Below are 17,185 nucleotides of genomic sequence, written 5' to 3' on the forward strand. Positions count from 1 at the left end.
AATCTCTATGTTGAACCGCTTCATACTTATCGTGGTCTTCGTGCCGCTCGCCGTCATCCTGATTGCGCTGGCCGTCGCCAACCGCGAGCTGGTCGCCTTCACGCTCGACCCGTTCAACCCCGGCAATCCGAAACTGACGCTGACCTTGCCGCTGTTCATCTTCCTGTTCGTGGCGCTCGCCATCGGCATGGTCGTCGGCAGCCTGGCGACCTGGGTCAAGCAGGGCCGCTACCGCAAGCTGGCGCGCCAGCGCGGCGTCGAGGCCGAGAATTTGCGCCAGGCGGTCAGCCGGGTACCCGCCGCACCGCAAGGCTCGGGCCAGGGGCCGGCGCTGCCGAAGCCAACGGCCTGAAGCCGGCGCTTTTATCTTCGCGGAGTTTTGCATGCTGACCATTTCGGCCGACGCTGTCGACCAGGCGCTGACCTTTCCCGGGCTGGTCGAGACATTGCGCGCGGCCTTCCGCGAGGGTGCTGTGCAACCCGTCCGCCATCATCACGGGGTCGAGCGGCCCGACGGTGCCACATCCACGCTGCTTTTGATGCCGGCGTGGACCGACTTCCATGCGGCCGGCACGTCGGTCGGGGGTCATATCGGCGTCAAGATCGTCACCGTATCGCCCGACAACAACGCCATCGGCAAACCGGCGGTAATGGGGCTCTACCTCCTGCTCAACGGCGCCACCGGCGAGCCCGAAGCGCTGATCGACGGCCAACGGCTGACACAGTGGCGCACCGCTTGCGCCTCGGCGGTGGCGGCCTCCTATCTCGCCCGCGAGGACGCATCGCGGCTTCTGGTGGTCGGCGCCGGCGCGCTGTCGCCGTTCCTCGCCAAGGCGCACTCCGCGGTGCGGCCGATCAAGACCATCCGCATCTGGAACCGCACGCCCGCCAATGCCGAAAAGGTCGCGGCTGATTTGCGCGCGGACGGTTTCAGCGCCGAGGCCGCAAGCGATCTCGACGCCGAACTCGCCGAGGCCGACATCGTCTCATCGGCGACGATCACGACGACGCCGCTGGTCAAGGGTGCGCTGCTCAAGCCGGGCGCGCATGTCGATCTGGTCGGCGGCTTCACGCCGACCATGCGCGAAAGCGACGACGACGCGATCGCGCGCGCCAGCGTCTATGTCGACACCCGCGCCGGCGCCACCAAGGAAGCCGGCGACATCGTCCAGCCGCTCGCCTCCGGCGTGCTGAAGCCGGAAGCCATCGTCGCCGATCTGCATGAGCTGGCGCGCGGGGAAAAACAGGGCCGGCAGAGCCCCACTGAGGTCACGCTGTTCAAGTCGGTCGGCGCCGCGCTTGAGGACCTTGCCGCCGGCATTGCCGTCTACAACGCGCTCAAGCAGTAGCGTCTGCGCCGGTTCTGCGATCGAACTTCCTGATCGCTTCCGCGCTGACCGGGGTGAAGAAGTTCACCAGATTGCCATCGGGATCGCGCAGCAGCAGCGACCGGTTACCCCATGGCATCGTCGTCGGCGTCTGTACGAAATCGCCGATAATTTTCGCCAGCCTGCTGTACTCAGCATCAACATCGGCGACGCGAAACTCGATGATCGCTGAGCGATTGGAGGCCGGCTGCGCCACATCAGTTCCGAACAGGGCCAGCGTGCGGGTGCTGCCGATCGCCAGTGTGCAGGACGGCGTTGCCAGTTCGGCGAAATCGTCTGTGAACCAGGTTGCGGTAAGCCCGGTGTCGTAGAATGCCACCAAGGGCTTGATCTGATCGGTAATGATGCGGATCGAGACGAAGTCCATCTTATTCTCCTGGGGCAAGCGCGACGCTATCTGAAGACAATCGCTTGTCGCACAAGGCTGCTGACAACTTGGTGTCAGCAGCCTTGTCACGGTGCCTTGCCGATCCGGCGGCTGGATGCTTCAGCCTGCCTTCATGGCAGCGCCCATCGCCTCGGCGATCAGCGCGAAATCATGCGCCGTAATTTCGAACAGGCCAAAGCGCAGTTGATAACCCCAGTTCGATTTGCCCGCGGTGAAGTCGAGCTGCTCGAGCAGCGGCTTGATCGGCGCCTCCTCGGCCTTGGCCCATTCGACATCCCTGCGGAACGGCGTGAAGCCACCGCCCATGTCGCCCTGGTAAGGCTCGCCTTCGCGCACGGTGCCGATTGCCGTGAAAGCCTGCAGGCCGTCCTTCTCGCGCAGAATTGTGGTCGGCGAGTAGTAGATGATGCCGTCGCCGGGCTTGATGCGGCGCAAAGGTGCCGCCTTGCCGTGGTTGACCTGCATGAAGCCGGCCTCGCGGCCGCGCCGGACATGTTCGGCGGAAGCGACCGCGATCCAGTGGGCACTCATTTCTGTTCTCCATTGGCCTGTTCCCCATTGGCCTGTTCTCCGTCGTTCAGCCAGTAGACGCGCAGCCGGTGCTCGTCGGGATCGAGCGCAACGAAGGTGCGGCCGAAGTCCATGTCGGTCGGCGTCTGCAGAATGGTCAAGCCGCGTCCTGCCCAGTCCGTGTAAGCGGCGTCCACCGCATCAGGCCGGTCCAACGCGAAGACGAGCTCCGCACCGCCGCCCGCGGCTGCGGCCGCCGGCTCCACGGTGTGGCGCGACCACAGGCCGAGCTTGAAGCCATTGTCGAGCACGAACAGCACGAAGGTCGGCGACGTCTCCACCGGCTGGCGTCCCAGCAGCGCACCGTAGAAGGCGCCGCTCCGCTCCGGGCTGTCGACATAAAGGATGACGAAATTGGGGGTGTTCATGTCTGCTCTCCAGGGTTTCGATTGGAGGAGCATAGGTGACCCCACTGTCAGATTCTGGCAGCAGCGGCTTGCGAGGGCGTGGAAAGGAGCATTAAGCGCCAGGCTGGCGCTTCGGTGCGTCCAGCGTCGCGCGCCATTCCTTCAGAAGAGCCTGTCGACGACGCGGATAACGGAGATCCGTGGTGTTGAGCCGAGACATCCGGTCGGCGCGAAAATGTCTGAAATCCTGCCGCGTCTCGCACCAGGCCACCACCACCCGCACCTTGTCGAAAAAGCCGAGCGCGAATGGCCAGATCAAGCGCTCGGAGGCGGCGCCGCCGGCGTCGCGGTAAAGAAAGCCGAGTTTTCTCTCGTTGCGGATCGCCTGGCGCACCAGGCCAAGGTCGATGCTTTCGACAGCATCGCCGTGCGGCCCGACCAAAAGCGCGGTCGCATCGAGGTCCTCGCGCAGATCATCCGGCAGCACAGCGGCAATCTTGGCCAGCGCGTCGGTGGCGGCGGCCGACAGCCGCTTGTCCGGTTGTCTGGCAACCCAACGCGATCCCAGAACGATGGCCTCGATCTCCTCGTCAGTGAACATCAGCGGCGGCAGCATGAAGCCGGGTTTCAGCACATAGCCCAGCCCAGCCTCGCCCTCGATCGGCGCGCCTTGCCCCTGCAGCGTGGCAATGTCGCGGTAGAGCGTTCGGATCGAAACGTCCATCTCGCCGGCAAGCGTGCGACCGCTCACCGGCCGGCGATGCCGGCGCAGGATCTGGATCAAGTCGAGCAGGCGTTCGGAACGGGACATGATTCCAGATTTGCCTGTTTCCTCAGCGAGGTCCACCACCTCAGACATTCGCACGCTGGACCATTTTGTTTGCGCAGCCGGTGACCCTATGTCAAAAGCGGCCTGCCGCCTCCGGAGACGCTCCTGCTTGAAGTCCTTTCGCGACAAACGCCGCGACAACCGTCCGCCCGCAAAGGGCAGGACCGAACAGGCGCGGCCGCAGCCGGGCACCGTACCAGTCCGACCCGAAGCCAGACAGCAACGCCACGAAACAAAACCGGACGACCGGTCTGATCCGAAGCCAGCCCCCCGTATCCTGGCGCGTCGCGAAGGCATCCTGCCCACTGAGTGCCTGCCGGTGATCCTCGAAGTGGCGGCCAATCAGGATTATGCACTGCTCGACAGCGGCGCCGGCGAAAAGCTCGAACAATACGGCCCCTACCGCATCGTGCGGCCCGAGGGACAGGCGATCTGGCAAAAGGCCTTGCCCGCCAGGGACTGGGACCGAGCCGACGCCATCTTCACCGGCGACACCGACGAGGAAGGCATCGGCCGCTGGCGGTTCCCGAAGGTACCGCTGGGCGAGACTTGGCCGATGAAGCATGACGGCATCGACTATCTCGGCCGCTTCACCTCGTTTCGCCATGTCGGCGTCTTCCCCGAGCAGGCTTCGCACTGGGACCATATGGCCAGCCTGATCGCGGCGGCCAAGCGCCCGGTCAAGGTGCTGAACCTGTTCGGCTATACCGGGCTCGCGTCTCTCGTAGCCGCCCGTGCCGGCGCCGAGGTCACCCATGTCGATGCCTCCAAGAAGGCGGTCGGCTGGGCGCGCGAAAACCAAGAAATGGCCGGTCTCGGCAGCAAGCCGATCCGCTGGATCGTTGACGATGCAGTGAAATTCGCCGAGCGCGAAGAGCGCCGCGGCAGCCGCTACGACATCATCCTGTTCGACCCGCCTGCCTATGGCCGCGGACCCAAGGGCGAGGTCTGGCAGTTGTTCGAGGACCTGCCCGGCCTGACCGACCTTTGCCGCGCGATCCTGACGCCGAAACCGGTCGCCATAGTGCTGACCGCCTATTCCATCCGCGCCTCCTTCTTCGCCATCCATGCCTTGATGCGCGACACCTTTGCCGGCATGGGCGGCACGGTTGAATCAGGCGAACTGATCATCCGCGAGCAGTCCGCCGGGCGGGCGCTGTCGACATCGCTGTTTTCGCGCTGGGTGGCCTGAATGCCCCGGAGACCTGAATGCCCGGGAGTCCCGAATGAATGAGCGGCACGCCGGCGCGCCCGGGCAGGTCAAGGAAGTCACCAGCCTTGCCAATCCGCTGATCAAGGACATCAAGGCGCTCGCCCAGAAGAAATTCCGCGACCAGCAGAACGCCTTCATGGCCGAAGGGCTGAAGCTGGTCATCGACGCCCTCGACCTCGGCTGGTCGATCAGGACGCTGGTTTTCGCCAAGGCCGGACGCGGCAATGCGGCGGTCGAAAAGGTGGCGGCGCGCACGGTTGCCGCCGGCGGCACCGTGCTCGAAGTGTCCGAAAAAGTGCTGGTCGCCATCACCCGCCGTGACAATCCGCAAATGGTGGTCGGCGTCTTCCGGCAAAAACTGCTGCCGCTAAGAGACATCCGCGCTCACGACGGCGACGTCTGGGTGGCGCTCGACCGGGTGCGCGATCCCGGCAATCTCGGCACCGTCATCCGCACCGTCGATGCCGTCGGCGCCAAGGGCGTTATCCTGGTCGGCGAGACTACCGATCCTTTTTCTGTCGAGACCGTGCGCGCCACCATGGGCTCGATCTTCGCCGTGCCGGTGACCAAGGCGACGCCGGAAGCATTTCTGGCTTGGCGAAACAGCTTCTCGGGCCTGGTGGTCGGCACCCATCTGAAGGGTGCGGTCGACTACCGCTCGGTCGATTTCTCCCGAGGACCGGTGCTCTTGATGATGGGCAATGAGCAGCAGGGCCTGCCCGACAATCTGGCGGAAAGCTGCGACCGGCTGCTGCGGATTCCGCAGGCCGGCCGCGCCGATTCACTCAATTTGGCGGTCGCCACCGGAATCATGCTGTTCGAGATCCGGCGCGGCGCGCTGAAACTTACCCCCGAGGACGCCACATCGTGAAATCATGGTCTCCCTATGCGCTGCTGGTGGTGGTGGCAATCGCGCTCGACCAGTGGATAAAGCATCTGATCGAGACCGGCCTCGTCTTCCAGGAAAAGCTCGACCTGGTGCCATTCCTGGCGCTGTTTCGCACCTACAATACCGGCATCGCCTTCTCGATGTTCTCGTCCTTCGGCGACACCGGCCTGGTCGTCATCGCGGTCGTGGTCGTTGCCTTCGTGCTTTATCTGGCGACGCGCACGCCCTCCGGCCATGTGCTGGCCCGCATCGGCTTTGCCCTGATCATCGGCGGCGCGATCGGCAATCTGATCGACCGCGCCGTCTACGGCCACGTCATCGACTATATATTGTTCCACACGCCGGTATGGTCCTTCGCCGTCTTCAACCTTGCCGATGCCTTCATTTCGGTCGGCGCGGCGCTGGTCGTCTTCGACGAGTTCATCGGCTGGCGGCGCGAGGCCAAGCCGCAAGGCCCAGAAGCCTGACGGCCCGACTCTTTTGACCAATTGACCTCGCCGGACGGTCGCCGCACAGTTCGGCCAGAGCCAGCCAATGCCGACCGCCAGCCTTTGCGAAGCCGAGGAGAAGAGATGCCTGAAACCTTCAAAGCCATCCTCGTTTCGCGCGACGCCGAAAAGAAGCAATCGGTCGAGATCGTCGATTTCAGCGAAGCCGATCTGATGGAAGGCGACGTAACCGTCGCGGTCGAGGCGACGACGGTCAACTACAAGGACGGGCTGGCCATCACTGGGAAAGCGCCAGTGATCCGCCGCTGGCCGCTGGTGCCGGGCATCGATTTCGCCGGAACCGTCCTCTCCTCATCGCATGCCGACTGGCGCAAGGGCGACAAGGTCATCCTCAATGGCTGGGGCGTCGGCGAGACGCATTTCGGCGCCTATGCCGGGCGCGCGCGCGTCAACGGCGACTGGCTGGTGCCGTTGCCCGACGGCATCAGCGCGCACGATGCGATGGCGGTCGGCACCGCCGGCTATACGGCCATGCTCAGCGTCATGGCGCTGGAGCGGCACGGCATCCTGCCCGATCGCGGCCCGGTGGTGGTGACGGGTGCAGCCGGCGGCGTTGGGTCGGTCGCGGTCTCGATCCTGTCCAGCCTTGGCTATCACGTCATCGCCTCGACCGGCCGCAACGCCGAAAGCTCCTATCTGATCGACCTCGGTGCCGCCGAAGTGATTTCGCGCGAGGAACTCTCCCAGCCGGCCAAGCCGCTGGCCAAGGAGCGCTGGGCCGGCGGCATCGATGCCGTCGGCAGCCACACGCTGGCCAATGTGCTGTCGATGACCGCCTATGGCGGCGCGGTCGCCGCCTGCGGCCTGGCGGGTGGCATGGATCTGCCGTCGAGCGTCGCCCCGTTCATCCTGCGCGGCGTCTCGCTGCTCGGCATCGATTCAGTGATGGCGCCAAAGGCTGTGCGGCTGGAAGCCTGGCGCCGCATCGGCAGCGATCTTGATCTCAAGAAGCTCGCCGGCCTGTCGACGACCATCGGCTTCGACGGCATCATCACCGCCGCCCATGACATCGTCGAGGGCAAGATCAGGGGCCGCGTGGTTGTCGATATGTGAGGCTCCCGAAGCATGATCCCGAAAGGGAATCAGGTTTCGGAAAAGATCAGGCGATGCGGAAAACCGCCAAAAATGCATGACCGCTAAAATTCGAACGATCCGCCGCGCTTTTCCATAATCTCTATCTGGCAAGGATTTCCGCATGATCGCGGAGTCCGCCAGGAAAGAGAAGAGCCGTGCCGAAAGCGTCGACGGGCCGAGTCCGGCGACGGCGAAGCGGCAGCGTGTTGCGCCGCCGCCTCTGGCGCCGGATTTGCCGCGCCCCACGTCCGAGGGCCTGCCGTTCCTGACGGTGGTCGCCAGTGTCGTGCTGGCGGGCCTCTCCCACCTCACCGGTGCGCCGATCTTCATCACCCTCGGCCTGCTGGCGACAGGCCTTGCCGGCGTCGCCATGCACCTGCGCAGCCGGCGCACCGTCCGCCGCGCGGCGGCCTTGCTCGACGAAACCGCGGCCCGTAGCCGCGCCGAAATCGAGACGCTGGCCGACCGTATGTGGGAGATGCAGGAGAGCGAGGTACGTTTTCGCGGGCTGATCGATGCGCTCGGCGATCTCGTCGTCCACCGCGACCGCGATGGCCACATCGTCTACGCCAACAAGGTTTTCGCCAGCCTCGTCGGAACCGACCAACGCGACCTTGCCGGCAGGACCCTCGCCGAACACGGCATTGATGTCGGCATCGTCCCCGACGCCGCCTTTTCGGATCACGAATGCCTGAGTTCCACCGACGTCTCCATCCGCACGCCGAACGGTCCGCGCTGGTTCTCGTGGATCGAACTGTCGGTGCGCGACAAGGATAGCGGCGCCGTCTCGCACCGGGCGATTGCCCGTGACATCACCGCCCGCAAGCGCGCGGAATCCTCGTTGATCACCGCGCGTGAGCGCGCCGAATATGCCAGCCAGGCCAAGTCGCGCTTCCTCGCCACCGTCAGCCATGAGATCCGCACGCCGATGAACGGCATCATGGGCATGGCCAAGCTTCTGGCTGACACCAATCTGTCGCCCGAGCAGCGCACCTATGTCGGCGCTGTCTCGACCTCGGCCAGCGCCCTTTTGGCGCTCATCGAGGATTTGCTCGACTATTCCAAGATAGAGGCCGGCCGTTTCGACCCGGAGCCGCAGCCGACATCGCTGCGCGAAATCGCCGACAACATCATCGAACTGATGGCGGCGAAAGCCTTCGCCAAGAACATCGGCCTCGGCTGTCATGTCGAGCCCGACGTGCCACAGATGATCATGGCCGATCCGGGAAGAGTCAGGCAGGTGCTGCTCAACCTGATCGGCAATGCGATCAAGTTCACCGACACCGGCGGCGTGCTGGTTTCGGTTGCACGGGCCCGCACCGAGATCAGCGACCGCATCTGCTTCACCGTCGCCGACACCGGCCCTGGCCTGCGCGAAGACGATATGGAGCGCATCTTCGAGGAATTCGAACAGTCCGACGGCACCTCGACCCGCACCCATGGCGGCGCCGGCCTCGGTCTTGCTATCTCAAGGCGGCTGGTGACCGCCATGGGCGGCGCCATTTCGGTGTCGAGCCGGCTTGGCGAGGGATCGGAATTCGTCTTCGAGATCCCCGCCGCAGGAGCAACCGAAGCACCGCAGAACCGGCAGAACATCCTGGCCGGCCGGCGCGCCGTGATCGTGTCGAAGAACGCCGTCGAGGCCGACGCCATCGCCCGCACCATCCGCGCCCATGGCGGCGCCGTCGACGTCGCCGCAACCGCTTCCCAGGCGACGCCCTTCGCCGAACATTGCGATGTGCTGTTGATCGACGCGGCCCTGGAGGACGGCGACGGCAGACTGCTCAAGCGCCTGCGCCAGAGTGGCTTTGCCGATTGCGAGGCGATCACGCTGATCGCGCCGACCGACCGCGGCATGCTTGGCGAATTCCGCACCAGCGGCTACGCGACCTTCCTGGCGAGGCCGGTGCGCGGCGAAACCCTGCTGCGCGTGCTGCTGACCAGTCATGCCCCTGCCTTGCCGCCGCCCAAGTCGGAAAAGACCGGTGCGTCCTCGCTTCGTGCCCATGGCGGGCGCCAGCAAGGTTTGTCGGTGCTGATCGCCGAAGACAACGACATCAACGCCATGCTTGCCCGCGCCACGCTTTTGAAGGCGGGACATCGCGTGAAAGTGGTCGGCAATGGCAAGGCCGCGGTCGAGGCGGTGACCGAAGCCGGGCTGAAAAATCGCTTCGATGTGGTGCTGATGGATTTGCACATGCCGGTCATGGACGGGCTGGACGCGATCGCCGCCATCCGCCGCCACGAGGAGGAAATGGCTGTGCCGCCGGTTCCGATCATGGTGCTTTCGGCCGACAGCCAGGAAAAGACCCGCCACACCGTGCTCGCCCATGGCGCCAGCGGCTTCGTCACCAAGCCGCTCGATCCCGACGCGCTGGTCCATGCCGTCGAGGGCCAGGTGGCCGCCTGAATTCATGTCGCTCAAAAGTGGCCCCGGTTTTGAGAAGACGACATGCACAAAACAAAGACTTGAAGCGCGTCGCGTGAATCGTCCCAGCGCGACGCGCTTCAAGGCGACGCTGGCGCAATCCTCGCGTCACGTAGGTAGCCGAATGAGGGTTTTCGCCAGCCGACGAAGTATTGCCCGTCGCGCCGTATCACGGTACTGTCACAATCCTGTTGCACCTACACCGTATCCCCGTGCCAAGAGGGATGGCTCGAAGGAGAATCACTCGTGCATACAGTTATGCCGGAATGTGACACTCGGCCCAGCGCAGGCGGCGCTTTGCTCGCCGCGCGGAACGCCGATGCCGTCGCAACAGGCGCACCGCTGGGCCGTATCGGCAATCTCGAAGTGCGGCTTGCCCGCAATGAGGCCGAGATCGCCGCCGCGCAGGAAGTGCGCTACCGGGTGTTTTATGACGAGCTTGGCGCCAGGAAGGACCTGTTCCAGGCGCAGGACCGGCGCGACGCCGACCGCTTCGACCCGCTGTGCGACCATCTGCTGGTGCTTGACACCTCGATCTCCGGCCCCGAGCATCGCCGCATCGTCGGCACTTACCGCCTGCTGCGGCAAGAGATTGCGGCGACCGCCGGCGGCTTCTATTCCGAAGGCGAGTTCGAACTGACCAAGCTGATCGCCCGCCATCCCGGCCAGCGCTTCCTTGAGCTCGGCCGCTCCTGCGTGCTGCCGGAATACCGCTCGAAGCGCACCATTGAGGCGCTGTGGCAAGGCATCTGGGCCTACATCAACCACTATGAGATCGGCGTGATGACCGGTTGTGCCTCGTTCCCTGGCACGGTGCCGGCTGCGCATGCCGAGGCGCTCACCTACCTTGCCCATCACTGCCGGACCAACTCCGCCTGGGATGTGCGGGCGGTCTCCGGCCGCTATTGCTCGATGGATCTGATGCCGATCGAGGCGGTCAACGCCAAGGCGGCGATCGCGGCCATGCCGCCGCTGGTCAAGGGCTATCTGCGCGTCGGCGCCCGCATCGGCGACGGCTGCGTCATCGACCGTGAGTTCTCCACCGTCGATGTGTTCGTGGTGATGCCGGTCAAGGAAATCGGCGCCCGCTACGTCAACTATTATGGCGGGGAAGCGCAGCGCTTTGCGGCGTGAGGCAGTAGGCAGTAGGCAGTAGGCAGTAGTGAAGGCTGCCGGGATTCCTGACTACTGACTACTCCCTACTCACTAATCCCCTCCCTATGGAATATCCTCCGGTCGCCGTCCCGGGCGGCTCTTGTAGGATGGAAACGTCCAACCGAATTTCAGCGCGCCGCCGCGCACCAGGAAAGCCGCGGCGAAGCCGGCGACATCCGAGGCGAGCGGCGGCAGGCCGGCGAGATCGCCAAGTGTGTAGAGGCCGGCGCCCGCGAGTGCGGCGGTGACGTAGATTTCGGGCCTGAGCAGCACCGATGGCTCGCCGGCCAGCAGATCGCGCAGGATGCCGCCGAACGTAGCGGTCAGCACGCCCATAACAACGGAGACGACCGGCGAGCCGGTGATGGCCAGCCCCTTGGCCGCGCCCCTTACCGAAAAGGCCGCCAATCCGATGGCGTCGAGCCAAAGCAGCCATTTCCAGCGGGATTCGACGCGGTGAGCGATGAAGAAGACCAGCACCGCAACCGCCGCGCAAACCAGCACATAGCCGGAGTTGGCGACCCAAAAGACGGGCAGGTTGAGGATGACGTCGCGAAGCGTGCCGCCGCCAATGCCGGTGACGCTGGCCAGAAACAGGAAGCCGATAATGTCGAGCTGCTTGCGCGAAGCCGCCAACGCCCCGGTCGCGGCCAAGACGGCGACTCCGGCATAGTCGAGGAGGTCGATGGGCGTCAGGGACATGAGGTAGTAGGGATTGGGCAGTAGGGATTAGGGAAAGTATGAATAACACGAAGCCGCGCGATTGATACGCCTGCCTATCCCTATTCCCTACTCACGCATCCTTCTCGGCCTGCTCGTTCACCGGCCCCGGCTCGACCGGCGCTTCGGTGGCCGCGATCTTGGGGCCGCCCTTGGCGACCCCGACCATGGCCGGCCGCAGCACGCGCTCGCCGATCGAATAGCCCGGCTGCACGACCTGGACGACGGTGTTGGCCGGCACATCGGGATTGGGCACTTCGAACATCGCCTGGTGGAAATTCGGGTCGAACTTCTCACCTTCCGGTTCGAGCTTCTTCACCCCATGCCGTTCCAGCGTCGACAGCATGGCGCGCTCGGTGATCTCGACGCCGTCGATCAGCGCCTTGAAGCCGGCATCTCCGGCCGCTTTCGCCTCGGCGGGGATAGCATCGAGTGCGCGGCGCAGATTGTCCGACACCGACAGCATGTCGCGGGCGAAATTGGCCACCGCATAGGCGCGCGCATCATGCACGTCGCGGGCGGTGCGGCGGCGCAGATTCTCCATCTCGGCCGCGACCCGCAGCGCGCGGTCCTTCAGCTCCTCGTTTTCCTTCAGCAGCCGCACCAGCGCTTCATAGTCGCCGTCGATGCCGCCTTGCGTGCGCTCGGCCTCGGCCGTTTCGATATCCTCGGGCGCGCGTTCGTCTTTTGTCTGGTCGCTCATCGCCATTTCCCGTCATTCGAATGGTTTGGATTTGCGCCCGATATCGAGGTTTGGCGGCCAAAAATCAAGGGGCAAGCCCAGGAGGACGCCCAACAGCAGGCAATGTTGCGGGCTGCCCGTCGGACTTGGTGCGGGACGCAAAGACGTTCAAAATTAATTCAAACTTTACCGTAACGGCAGCCTTTGCTTGCCAACACCCCGCTATGGGGAACCATTCAAAGCTTGGAGGAGTTTTGAAACCGACACAGGATTTGAGACAATGGACCGCAATACTGCCAACAGAAGCGAAGAGCTCGCCGCCGACATCAGGCGCCAGTTCGGCACCGAGGCGACGACGCGCTTCTTGCGCACCTTGCCGGCCTTCCGCACCGAGGCCGACATTCCCGCCCGTTTCCGGGACCTGCTCGACCGGCTGGACGGCATAGAAGCCAGCATGGCCGGCGGCCGACGCCGTCAATAGCGATGCAATCGCGCGACAATTACGCGCAGTAATTTTGCGTGAGCTTTTCCTTGCGGCAGCGGGACGCCCCGCCTATGCTTCCTGATGAACATGATTTCCCCCGAGACGGCCGCCAACAGCAAGCGCGCCTGGTTGAAGATCCTGGCGCGCTACAAGAAGCCCGACCGGCGACGCAGCACTCTTGAACTCGCCATCACCCTCATTCCTTTCGTTACGCTGTGGGCGTTGTCTTCGGCAGCCTATTCCTATGGCCACTGGTGGGGCTTGATCCTGATCCTTCCGGCCGCCGGTTTTCTGGTGCGGATCTTCATGATCCAGCACGATTGCGGCCACGGCTCCTTCTTCGCCAACCGCACTGCCGACGACTGGATCGGCCGCGCGCTCGGCGTGCTGACGCTGACCCCTTACGATTGCTGGCGGCGCGCGCACGCCACCCATCACGCCAGCGCCGGCAATCTTGACGAGCGCGGCATGGGCGATATCAGGACGTTGACGGTTGCTGAATACCGGCAGCTGTCTTGGCGGGGACGCCTTGCCTATCGTCTCTACCGCCATCCCCTGGTGATGTTCGGCCTCGGGCCGATCTGGCTGTTCATCTTCGAGCAGAGGCTGCCCGTCGGCATGATGCGCGGCGGCCTGACGCCCTGGGTGTCGTCGATGACCACCAATCTCGGCATCGCGGTCGCGGCAGCGCTGCTTATCTGGCTGGTCGGCCCCGGCGCTTTCCTGATCGTCCATTTGCCGATCGTGATCCTGGCCGGATCGGCCGGCATCTGGCTGTTCTACGTCCAGCACCAGTTCGAGGAGACGGAATGGGCGAAGGACGAAGAGTGGGAATTCCAGCGTGCCGCCCTGCACGGCTCGTCCTATTACGATTTGCCGCCGGTGCTGAACTGGTTCACCGGCAATATCGGCGTCCATCACGTGCACCATCTCTCGGCCAAGGTGCCGGGGTACCGGCTGCAGGAAGTGCTGCGCGACTATCCGGAATTGCGCGGCATCGGCCGCGTCACGCTTCTCGACAGCCTGCGCTGCGTCAAGCTGGCGCTATGGGACGAGAATCGCCGCAAGCTGATCTCGTTTCGCGAAGCGCGGGCCTTGGCCTGAAAGCAATCCCAGCAAAGTGTGATGCGGTTTTCCCGGGCTTTCGCTTGGGAATTCCGTAAGACAAAGAAATAATCCGCCGCATCAAAGGCGCGGCGGCATCTCCCAAAAACCGGCTCAGGCAGCCTTGCGTTCGTCGCGCATTACCCTGCAGCCCTGATCATGTCAGCCGCCTTTCGGCGATCATGATGGTCGGTGCATTGGTGTTGCCGCCGATGAGCGCCGATTCCTCCCTCGCCCCCGGCGGATATTTCCGTCCGGACAGCCAAGAGAAGGCCCGATCATAGTCTTTGTAAAGACAAGGGGGATTGCCGCTGCGTCAGCTGTTGCGAACGCGCCGCCAGGAGTATTTCGGCCCCTTCGGCTCCGACGCTTCGGTCGGCTGATAGTAAAGGCCCAGCCCGCCTATGCGGCCTTCTTCGAGGCGCTTCAGCAGAACCGGGTTGGAGATTTCGAACTCGTCGAAGCCGAGGCGCAGCATATGCGGCAGCTGGTCGACGAGCACCTGGCCAGTGGCGCGGACCGCGCCCTCGAAATGGTAGCGGCTGCGCAGCAATTCGCCCTTGGAAAACGAGCGGCCGTCGCTGAAGGCCGGGAAGGCCAGCGCCACCAGCGACAGCTGGTCGAGCAGATCCACAATCTTCTCCAGCTGGTCGCCCGGCAGCAATGCGACGCCCAGCCGCTCCTTGGCCGAGCGCCGCACTTCGGCATCGAGGCCGAGAAATGCCTGCAACGGCAGGATGAAGCGGCCATTGCCCGTCAGTGCATCCGCACTTTCGGCATGTGTCCACTCGTCTTCGCGAAAACCCGTCGGGGTCCAGAGGCGGGTCTCCGCTGTGGTCTGTTCAGTCATAGAAAATTCCTAAAGCCCTAAAAATCGAAAGTCCGCGAAAGCCGGTCCACACGAAACCGGCGGCCTCCGAGCGGAAGCCGCCGTTGCAGGCCAGCCTCACCTGAATATCACCATAGCTTAAAGGGATGCGTCGGTCAGCGACACTTCCAGTCCCGACAGATGGATGCCGCACTCGGTCTTGGCATGACCGGCCCAGCGTCCGCTTCGCGCATCCTCGCCCGGCTGCACCGGCTGCGTGCATGGGAAGCAGCCGATCGACAGATACCCGTACGCAACCAGCGGATTTTCGCGCAGCGCATGCGCGCGCATGTAGTCAGCCTGGTCGGATGTCGTCCAGTGCGCCAGCGGATTGACGCGTACGCGCGGGCCGACCGCCTCGAACACCGGCAGCGCGGCTCGCGTCGCCGCCTGGAAGCGCTTGCGGCCGGTCAGCCAGGCCCGGAAGGGGGCGACGCCGCGCGCCAGCGGCTCGACCTTGCGCACGGCGCAGCAGGCATCGGTGTTGCTCTGGTGCAGATTGCCGGTCGGATCGACCCGCTCGAGCGCCGCGTCTTCGGGCTTGATCACCCTGATGTTGGTCAGCCCGAAATCGGCGACCAGCGCATCGCGATAGCCCAGCGTCTCTTCGAAATGCTTGCCGGTGTCCAGGAAAATGACCGGCAGCGTGCGGTCGACCTTGGCGATCATATGCAGCAGGACGGCGGAATCCGCGCCGAAGGACGACACGGCGGCGATCTCGTCATGAAACAATTCGCTCGCCGCGCGTTCGATGATGTCGAGCGGGCTCAGATGTCCATACAGCGCGTCGAAGCCCGCCGCTTTGGCGGCGATGCTGTCGTCGACGTCGACGATGCGGTCAAGCGGCCTTGGTTTCGCCAGCATAGAGCGCCTCCTTGAACGGCGCGGGACCGACACGGCGGTAGGCGTCGATAAAACGTTCACTGGGACCGAGCCGAAGGCCGAGATAGGTGTCGACGATCTGCTCGATGGCGTCCGTGATCTCTTCCGAAGAGAAGCCGCGGCCGATGATTTCGCCAACCGAGGTGTTCTCGTCGGCCGATCCGCCAAGCGTCACCTGGTAGAGTTCGGAGCCTTTCTTCTCGACGCCGAGGATACCGATATGGCCGACATGGTGATGTCCGCAGGCATTGATGCAGCCGGAAATCTTCAGCTTCAATTCGCCGATCTCGCGCTGCCGCTCCAGCGAGGCGAAGCGAAGCGAAATCTCCTGCGCGATCGGGATCGAGCGCGCTGTCGCCAGCGCGCAATAATCGAGGCCAGGGCACGCGATAATATCGCTGATCAGGTTGGAATTGGCCGTCGCCAGACCAATATCGACCAGCGCATCATAGACAGCCTTGAGATCGGCGCGCGCCACATGCGGCAGGATCAGGTTCTGCTCATGGCTGACGCGCAGTTCGTCGAACGCGTATTTCTCGGCGATGTCGGCGACCGCTTCCATCTGGCTGTCGGTGGCATCGCCCGGCACCTCGCCGATACCTTTCAGCGAAATCGTCACCGCGGCATAGTCGGGATGGCGATGGGTCACGACATTCTGGTCGAGCCAATCCGAGAAGCTTTTGGAATCGAGCCGCGCCAGCTTGATCGCCGCGTCGCCTTCCGGCCGGGCGGTCAGTGCCGGCGGCGCGAAATAGGCGTCGATGGCACGGATGTCGGCTTCCGGCAGCTTCAGCTCGGCGTCCTTCAGCTCCTGCCATTCGGCCTCGACCTGGCGGGTGATTTCCTCGACGCCGGTCTCGTGGACGAGGATCTTGATGCGCGCCTTGTACTTGTTGTCGCGGCGGCCATAGAGGTTGTACACGCGCAGGATCGCCGTGCAGTAGGACAGCAGGTCGGCTTCCGGCAGGAAGTCGCGGATCTTGCGCGCCACCATCGGCGTGCGGCCCTGGCCGCCACCGACATAGACGGCAAAGCCGAGCTCGCCGGCGGCGTTCTTCTTCAGATGCAGACCGATATCATGCGTCTGGATGGCGGCGCGGTCGCGCTCGGCCCCGGTCACCGCGATCTTGAACTTGCGCGGCAGGAACGAGAATTCCGGATGCACAGACGACCATTGCCGCAGGATCTCGGCATAGGGGCGCGGATCGGCGACCTCGTCGGCGGCGGCGCCGGCAAAATGGTCGGCGGTGACGTTGCGGATGCAATTGCCGCTGGTCTGGATGGCATGCATCTCGACGCTGGCGAGATCGGCCAGGATCGCCGGAATGTCGGACAGCGCCGGCCAGTTGAACTGGATGTTCTGGCGCGTGGTGAAGTGGCCGTAGCCCTTGTCGTATTTGCGCGCGATGTGGCCGAGCATGCGCAGTTGCGCGCTGTTCAGCGTGCCATAGGGCACCGCGATGCGCAGCATGTAGGCGTGCAGCTGCAGGTAGACGCCGTTCATCAGCCGCAGCGGCCGGAACTGATCCTCGGTGATCTCGCCGGACAGCCGGCGTTCGACCTGGTCGCTGAACTCGGCGACGCGGGCCTGGACAAAATCGTGGTCGAACTCATCGTAGCGGTACATGTTTCGTCTTTCAGGGCGCGTCCGCCCG

Annotated in this window: 19 protein-coding genes; 10 read left to right on the plus strand and 9 right to left on the minus strand. The window is 64.4% G+C overall.

Going from position 1 to position 17,185, the window contains the following annotated elements:
* Positions 1-7: 7 nt before the first annotated feature.
* Both NKJ76_RS22935 and lhpI read left to right on the plus strand, forming a co-directional pair.
* Complete coding sequence (locus tag NKJ76_RS22935) at positions 8-352, plus strand: lipopolysaccharide assembly protein LapA domain-containing protein (RefSeq protein WP_023698203.1); 345 nt, start codon at positions 8-10, stop codon at positions 350-352.
* A 31-nt stretch (positions 353-383) separates the two neighbouring features.
* Positions 384-1,349: a bifunctional Delta(1)-pyrroline-2-carboxylate/Delta(1)-piperideine-2-carboxylate reductase gene (lhpI, locus tag NKJ76_RS22940; RefSeq protein ID WP_023704205.1), complete on the plus strand. Its 966-nt coding sequence runs from the start codon at positions 384-386 to the stop codon at positions 1,347-1,349.
* Here the strand turns inward: lhpI and NKJ76_RS22945 are convergent.
* From NKJ76_RS22945 to NKJ76_RS22960, 4 genes are all read right to left on the minus strand, one after another.
* Complete coding sequence (locus tag NKJ76_RS22945; protein ID WP_352538413.1) at positions 1,339-1,755, minus strand: VOC family protein; 417 nt, start codon at positions 1,753-1,755, stop codon at positions 1,339-1,341. The two genes, lhpI and NKJ76_RS22945, sit on opposite strands and share 11 nt — an antisense overlap.
* Before the next feature lie 120 nt (positions 1,756-1,875).
* Positions 1,876-2,307 carry an EVE domain-containing protein gene (locus NKJ76_RS22950; RefSeq protein WP_023714121.1) on the minus strand — a complete coding sequence of 144 codons (432 nt, stop codon included), beginning with the start codon at positions 2,305-2,307 and terminating at the stop codon, positions 1,876-1,878.
* Positions 2,304-2,714 carry a VOC family protein gene (locus NKJ76_RS22955; RefSeq protein WP_023740837.1) on the minus strand — a complete coding sequence of 137 codons (411 nt, stop codon included), beginning with the start codon at positions 2,712-2,714 and terminating at the stop codon, positions 2,304-2,306. Before NKJ76_RS22955 ends, NKJ76_RS22950 begins: the two co-directional genes overlap by 4 nt.
* 91 nt (positions 2,715-2,805) lie before the next feature.
* A complete protein-coding gene (locus tag NKJ76_RS22960) occupies positions 2,806-3,504 on the minus strand; it encodes a helix-turn-helix transcriptional regulator (RefSeq protein ID WP_352538414.1) in 699 nt (232 codons plus the stop codon).
* Between the two features lie 127 nt (positions 3,505-3,631).
* Between NKJ76_RS22960 and NKJ76_RS22965 the strand changes: the two genes are divergently transcribed.
* The 6 genes from NKJ76_RS22965 to olsB all read left to right on the plus strand — a co-directional run bounded on the left by NKJ76_RS22965 (position 3,632) and on the right by olsB (position 10,769).
* On the plus strand, positions 3,632-4,714 hold the full coding sequence (locus NKJ76_RS22965; RefSeq protein ID WP_352538415.1) for an RsmD family RNA methyltransferase: 1,083 nt from the start codon (positions 3,632-3,634) through the stop codon (positions 4,712-4,714).
* Positions 4,715-4,748: 34 nt separating this feature from the next.
* Positions 4,749-5,606 carry a TrmH family RNA methyltransferase gene (locus NKJ76_RS22970; protein ID WP_352538416.1) on the plus strand — a complete coding sequence of 286 codons (858 nt, stop codon included), beginning with the start codon at positions 4,749-4,751 and terminating at the stop codon, positions 5,604-5,606.
* Complete coding sequence (gene lspA, locus NKJ76_RS22975) at positions 5,603-6,091, plus strand: signal peptidase II (protein WP_023669760.1); 489 nt, start codon at positions 5,603-5,605, stop codon at positions 6,089-6,091. The genes NKJ76_RS22970 and lspA overlap by 4 nt, the downstream gene beginning before the upstream one ends.
* Positions 6,092-6,196: 105 nt before the next feature.
* Positions 6,197-7,186 carry an acrylyl-CoA reductase (NADPH) gene (acuI, locus tag NKJ76_RS22980; RefSeq protein ID WP_352538417.1) on the plus strand — a complete coding sequence of 330 codons (990 nt, stop codon included), beginning with the start codon at positions 6,197-6,199 and terminating at the stop codon, positions 7,184-7,186.
* 142 nt (positions 7,187-7,328) lie between these two features.
* On the plus strand, positions 7,329-9,617 hold the full coding sequence (locus NKJ76_RS22985) for a response regulator (protein ID WP_352538418.1): 2,289 nt from the start codon (positions 7,329-7,331) through the stop codon (positions 9,615-9,617).
* A 276-nt stretch (positions 9,618-9,893) separates the two neighbouring features.
* Positions 9,894-10,769 (plus strand): l-ornithine N(alpha)-acyltransferase, encoded by an 876-nt coding sequence (gene olsB / locus NKJ76_RS22990; RefSeq protein WP_023683057.1) that lies wholly within the window; start codon positions 9,894-9,896, stop codon positions 10,767-10,769.
* Positions 10,770-10,853: 84 nt separating this feature from the next.
* Here olsB and NKJ76_RS22995 read toward each other — a convergent pair whose 3' ends face one another.
* A complete protein-coding gene (locus tag NKJ76_RS22995) occupies positions 10,854-11,486 on the minus strand; it encodes a trimeric intracellular cation channel family protein (protein ID WP_352538460.1) in 633 nt (210 codons plus the stop codon).
* A gap of 97 nt (positions 11,487-11,583) precedes the next feature.
* Positions 11,584-12,213, minus strand: coding sequence for a nucleotide exchange factor GrpE (grpE, locus tag NKJ76_RS23000; RefSeq protein ID WP_023691975.1), 630 nt, complete (start codon positions 12,211-12,213; stop codon positions 11,584-11,586).
* Positions 12,214-12,472: 259 nt separating this feature from the next.
* Here grpE and NKJ76_RS23005 point away from each other — a divergent pair, with 259 nt between their 5' ends.
* Both NKJ76_RS23005 and NKJ76_RS23010 read left to right on the plus strand, forming a co-directional pair.
* A complete protein-coding gene (locus NKJ76_RS23005; protein WP_352538419.1) occupies positions 12,473-12,673 on the plus strand; it encodes a hypothetical protein in 201 nt (66 codons plus the stop codon).
* An 84-nt stretch (positions 12,674-12,757) separates the two neighbouring features.
* Positions 12,758-13,780 carry a fatty acid desaturase gene (locus NKJ76_RS23010; RefSeq protein WP_023691976.1) on the plus strand — a complete coding sequence of 341 codons (1,023 nt, stop codon included), beginning with the start codon at positions 12,758-12,760 and terminating at the stop codon, positions 13,778-13,780.
* A gap of 316 nt (positions 13,781-14,096) precedes the next feature.
* Here NKJ76_RS23010 and NKJ76_RS23015 read toward each other — a convergent pair whose 3' ends face one another.
* The 3 genes from NKJ76_RS23015 to NKJ76_RS23025 all read right to left on the minus strand — a co-directional run bounded on the left by NKJ76_RS23015 (position 14,097) and on the right by NKJ76_RS23025 (position 17,157).
* Entirely contained in the window at positions 14,097-14,630 is a 534-nt protein-coding gene (locus NKJ76_RS23015; protein WP_352538420.1) for a DUF934 domain-containing protein, read from the minus strand.
* A gap of 117 nt (positions 14,631-14,747) precedes the next feature.
* Positions 14,748-15,512, minus strand: a complete 765-nt coding sequence (locus tag NKJ76_RS23020; protein WP_352538421.1) for a phosphoadenylyl-sulfate reductase — start codon at positions 15,510-15,512, stop codon at positions 14,748-14,750.
* Complete coding sequence (locus NKJ76_RS23025) at positions 15,487-17,157, minus strand: nitrite/sulfite reductase (protein ID WP_023683051.1); 1,671 nt, start codon at positions 17,155-17,157, stop codon at positions 15,487-15,489. The genes NKJ76_RS23020 and NKJ76_RS23025 overlap by 26 nt, the downstream gene beginning before the upstream one ends.
* Positions 17,158-17,185: the final 28 nt, after the last annotated feature.

The organism is Mesorhizobium sp. M0029 (assembly GCF_040323735.1).
In the GTDB taxonomy this organism is placed as follows: domain Bacteria; phylum Pseudomonadota; class Alphaproteobacteria; order Rhizobiales; family Rhizobiaceae; genus Mesorhizobium.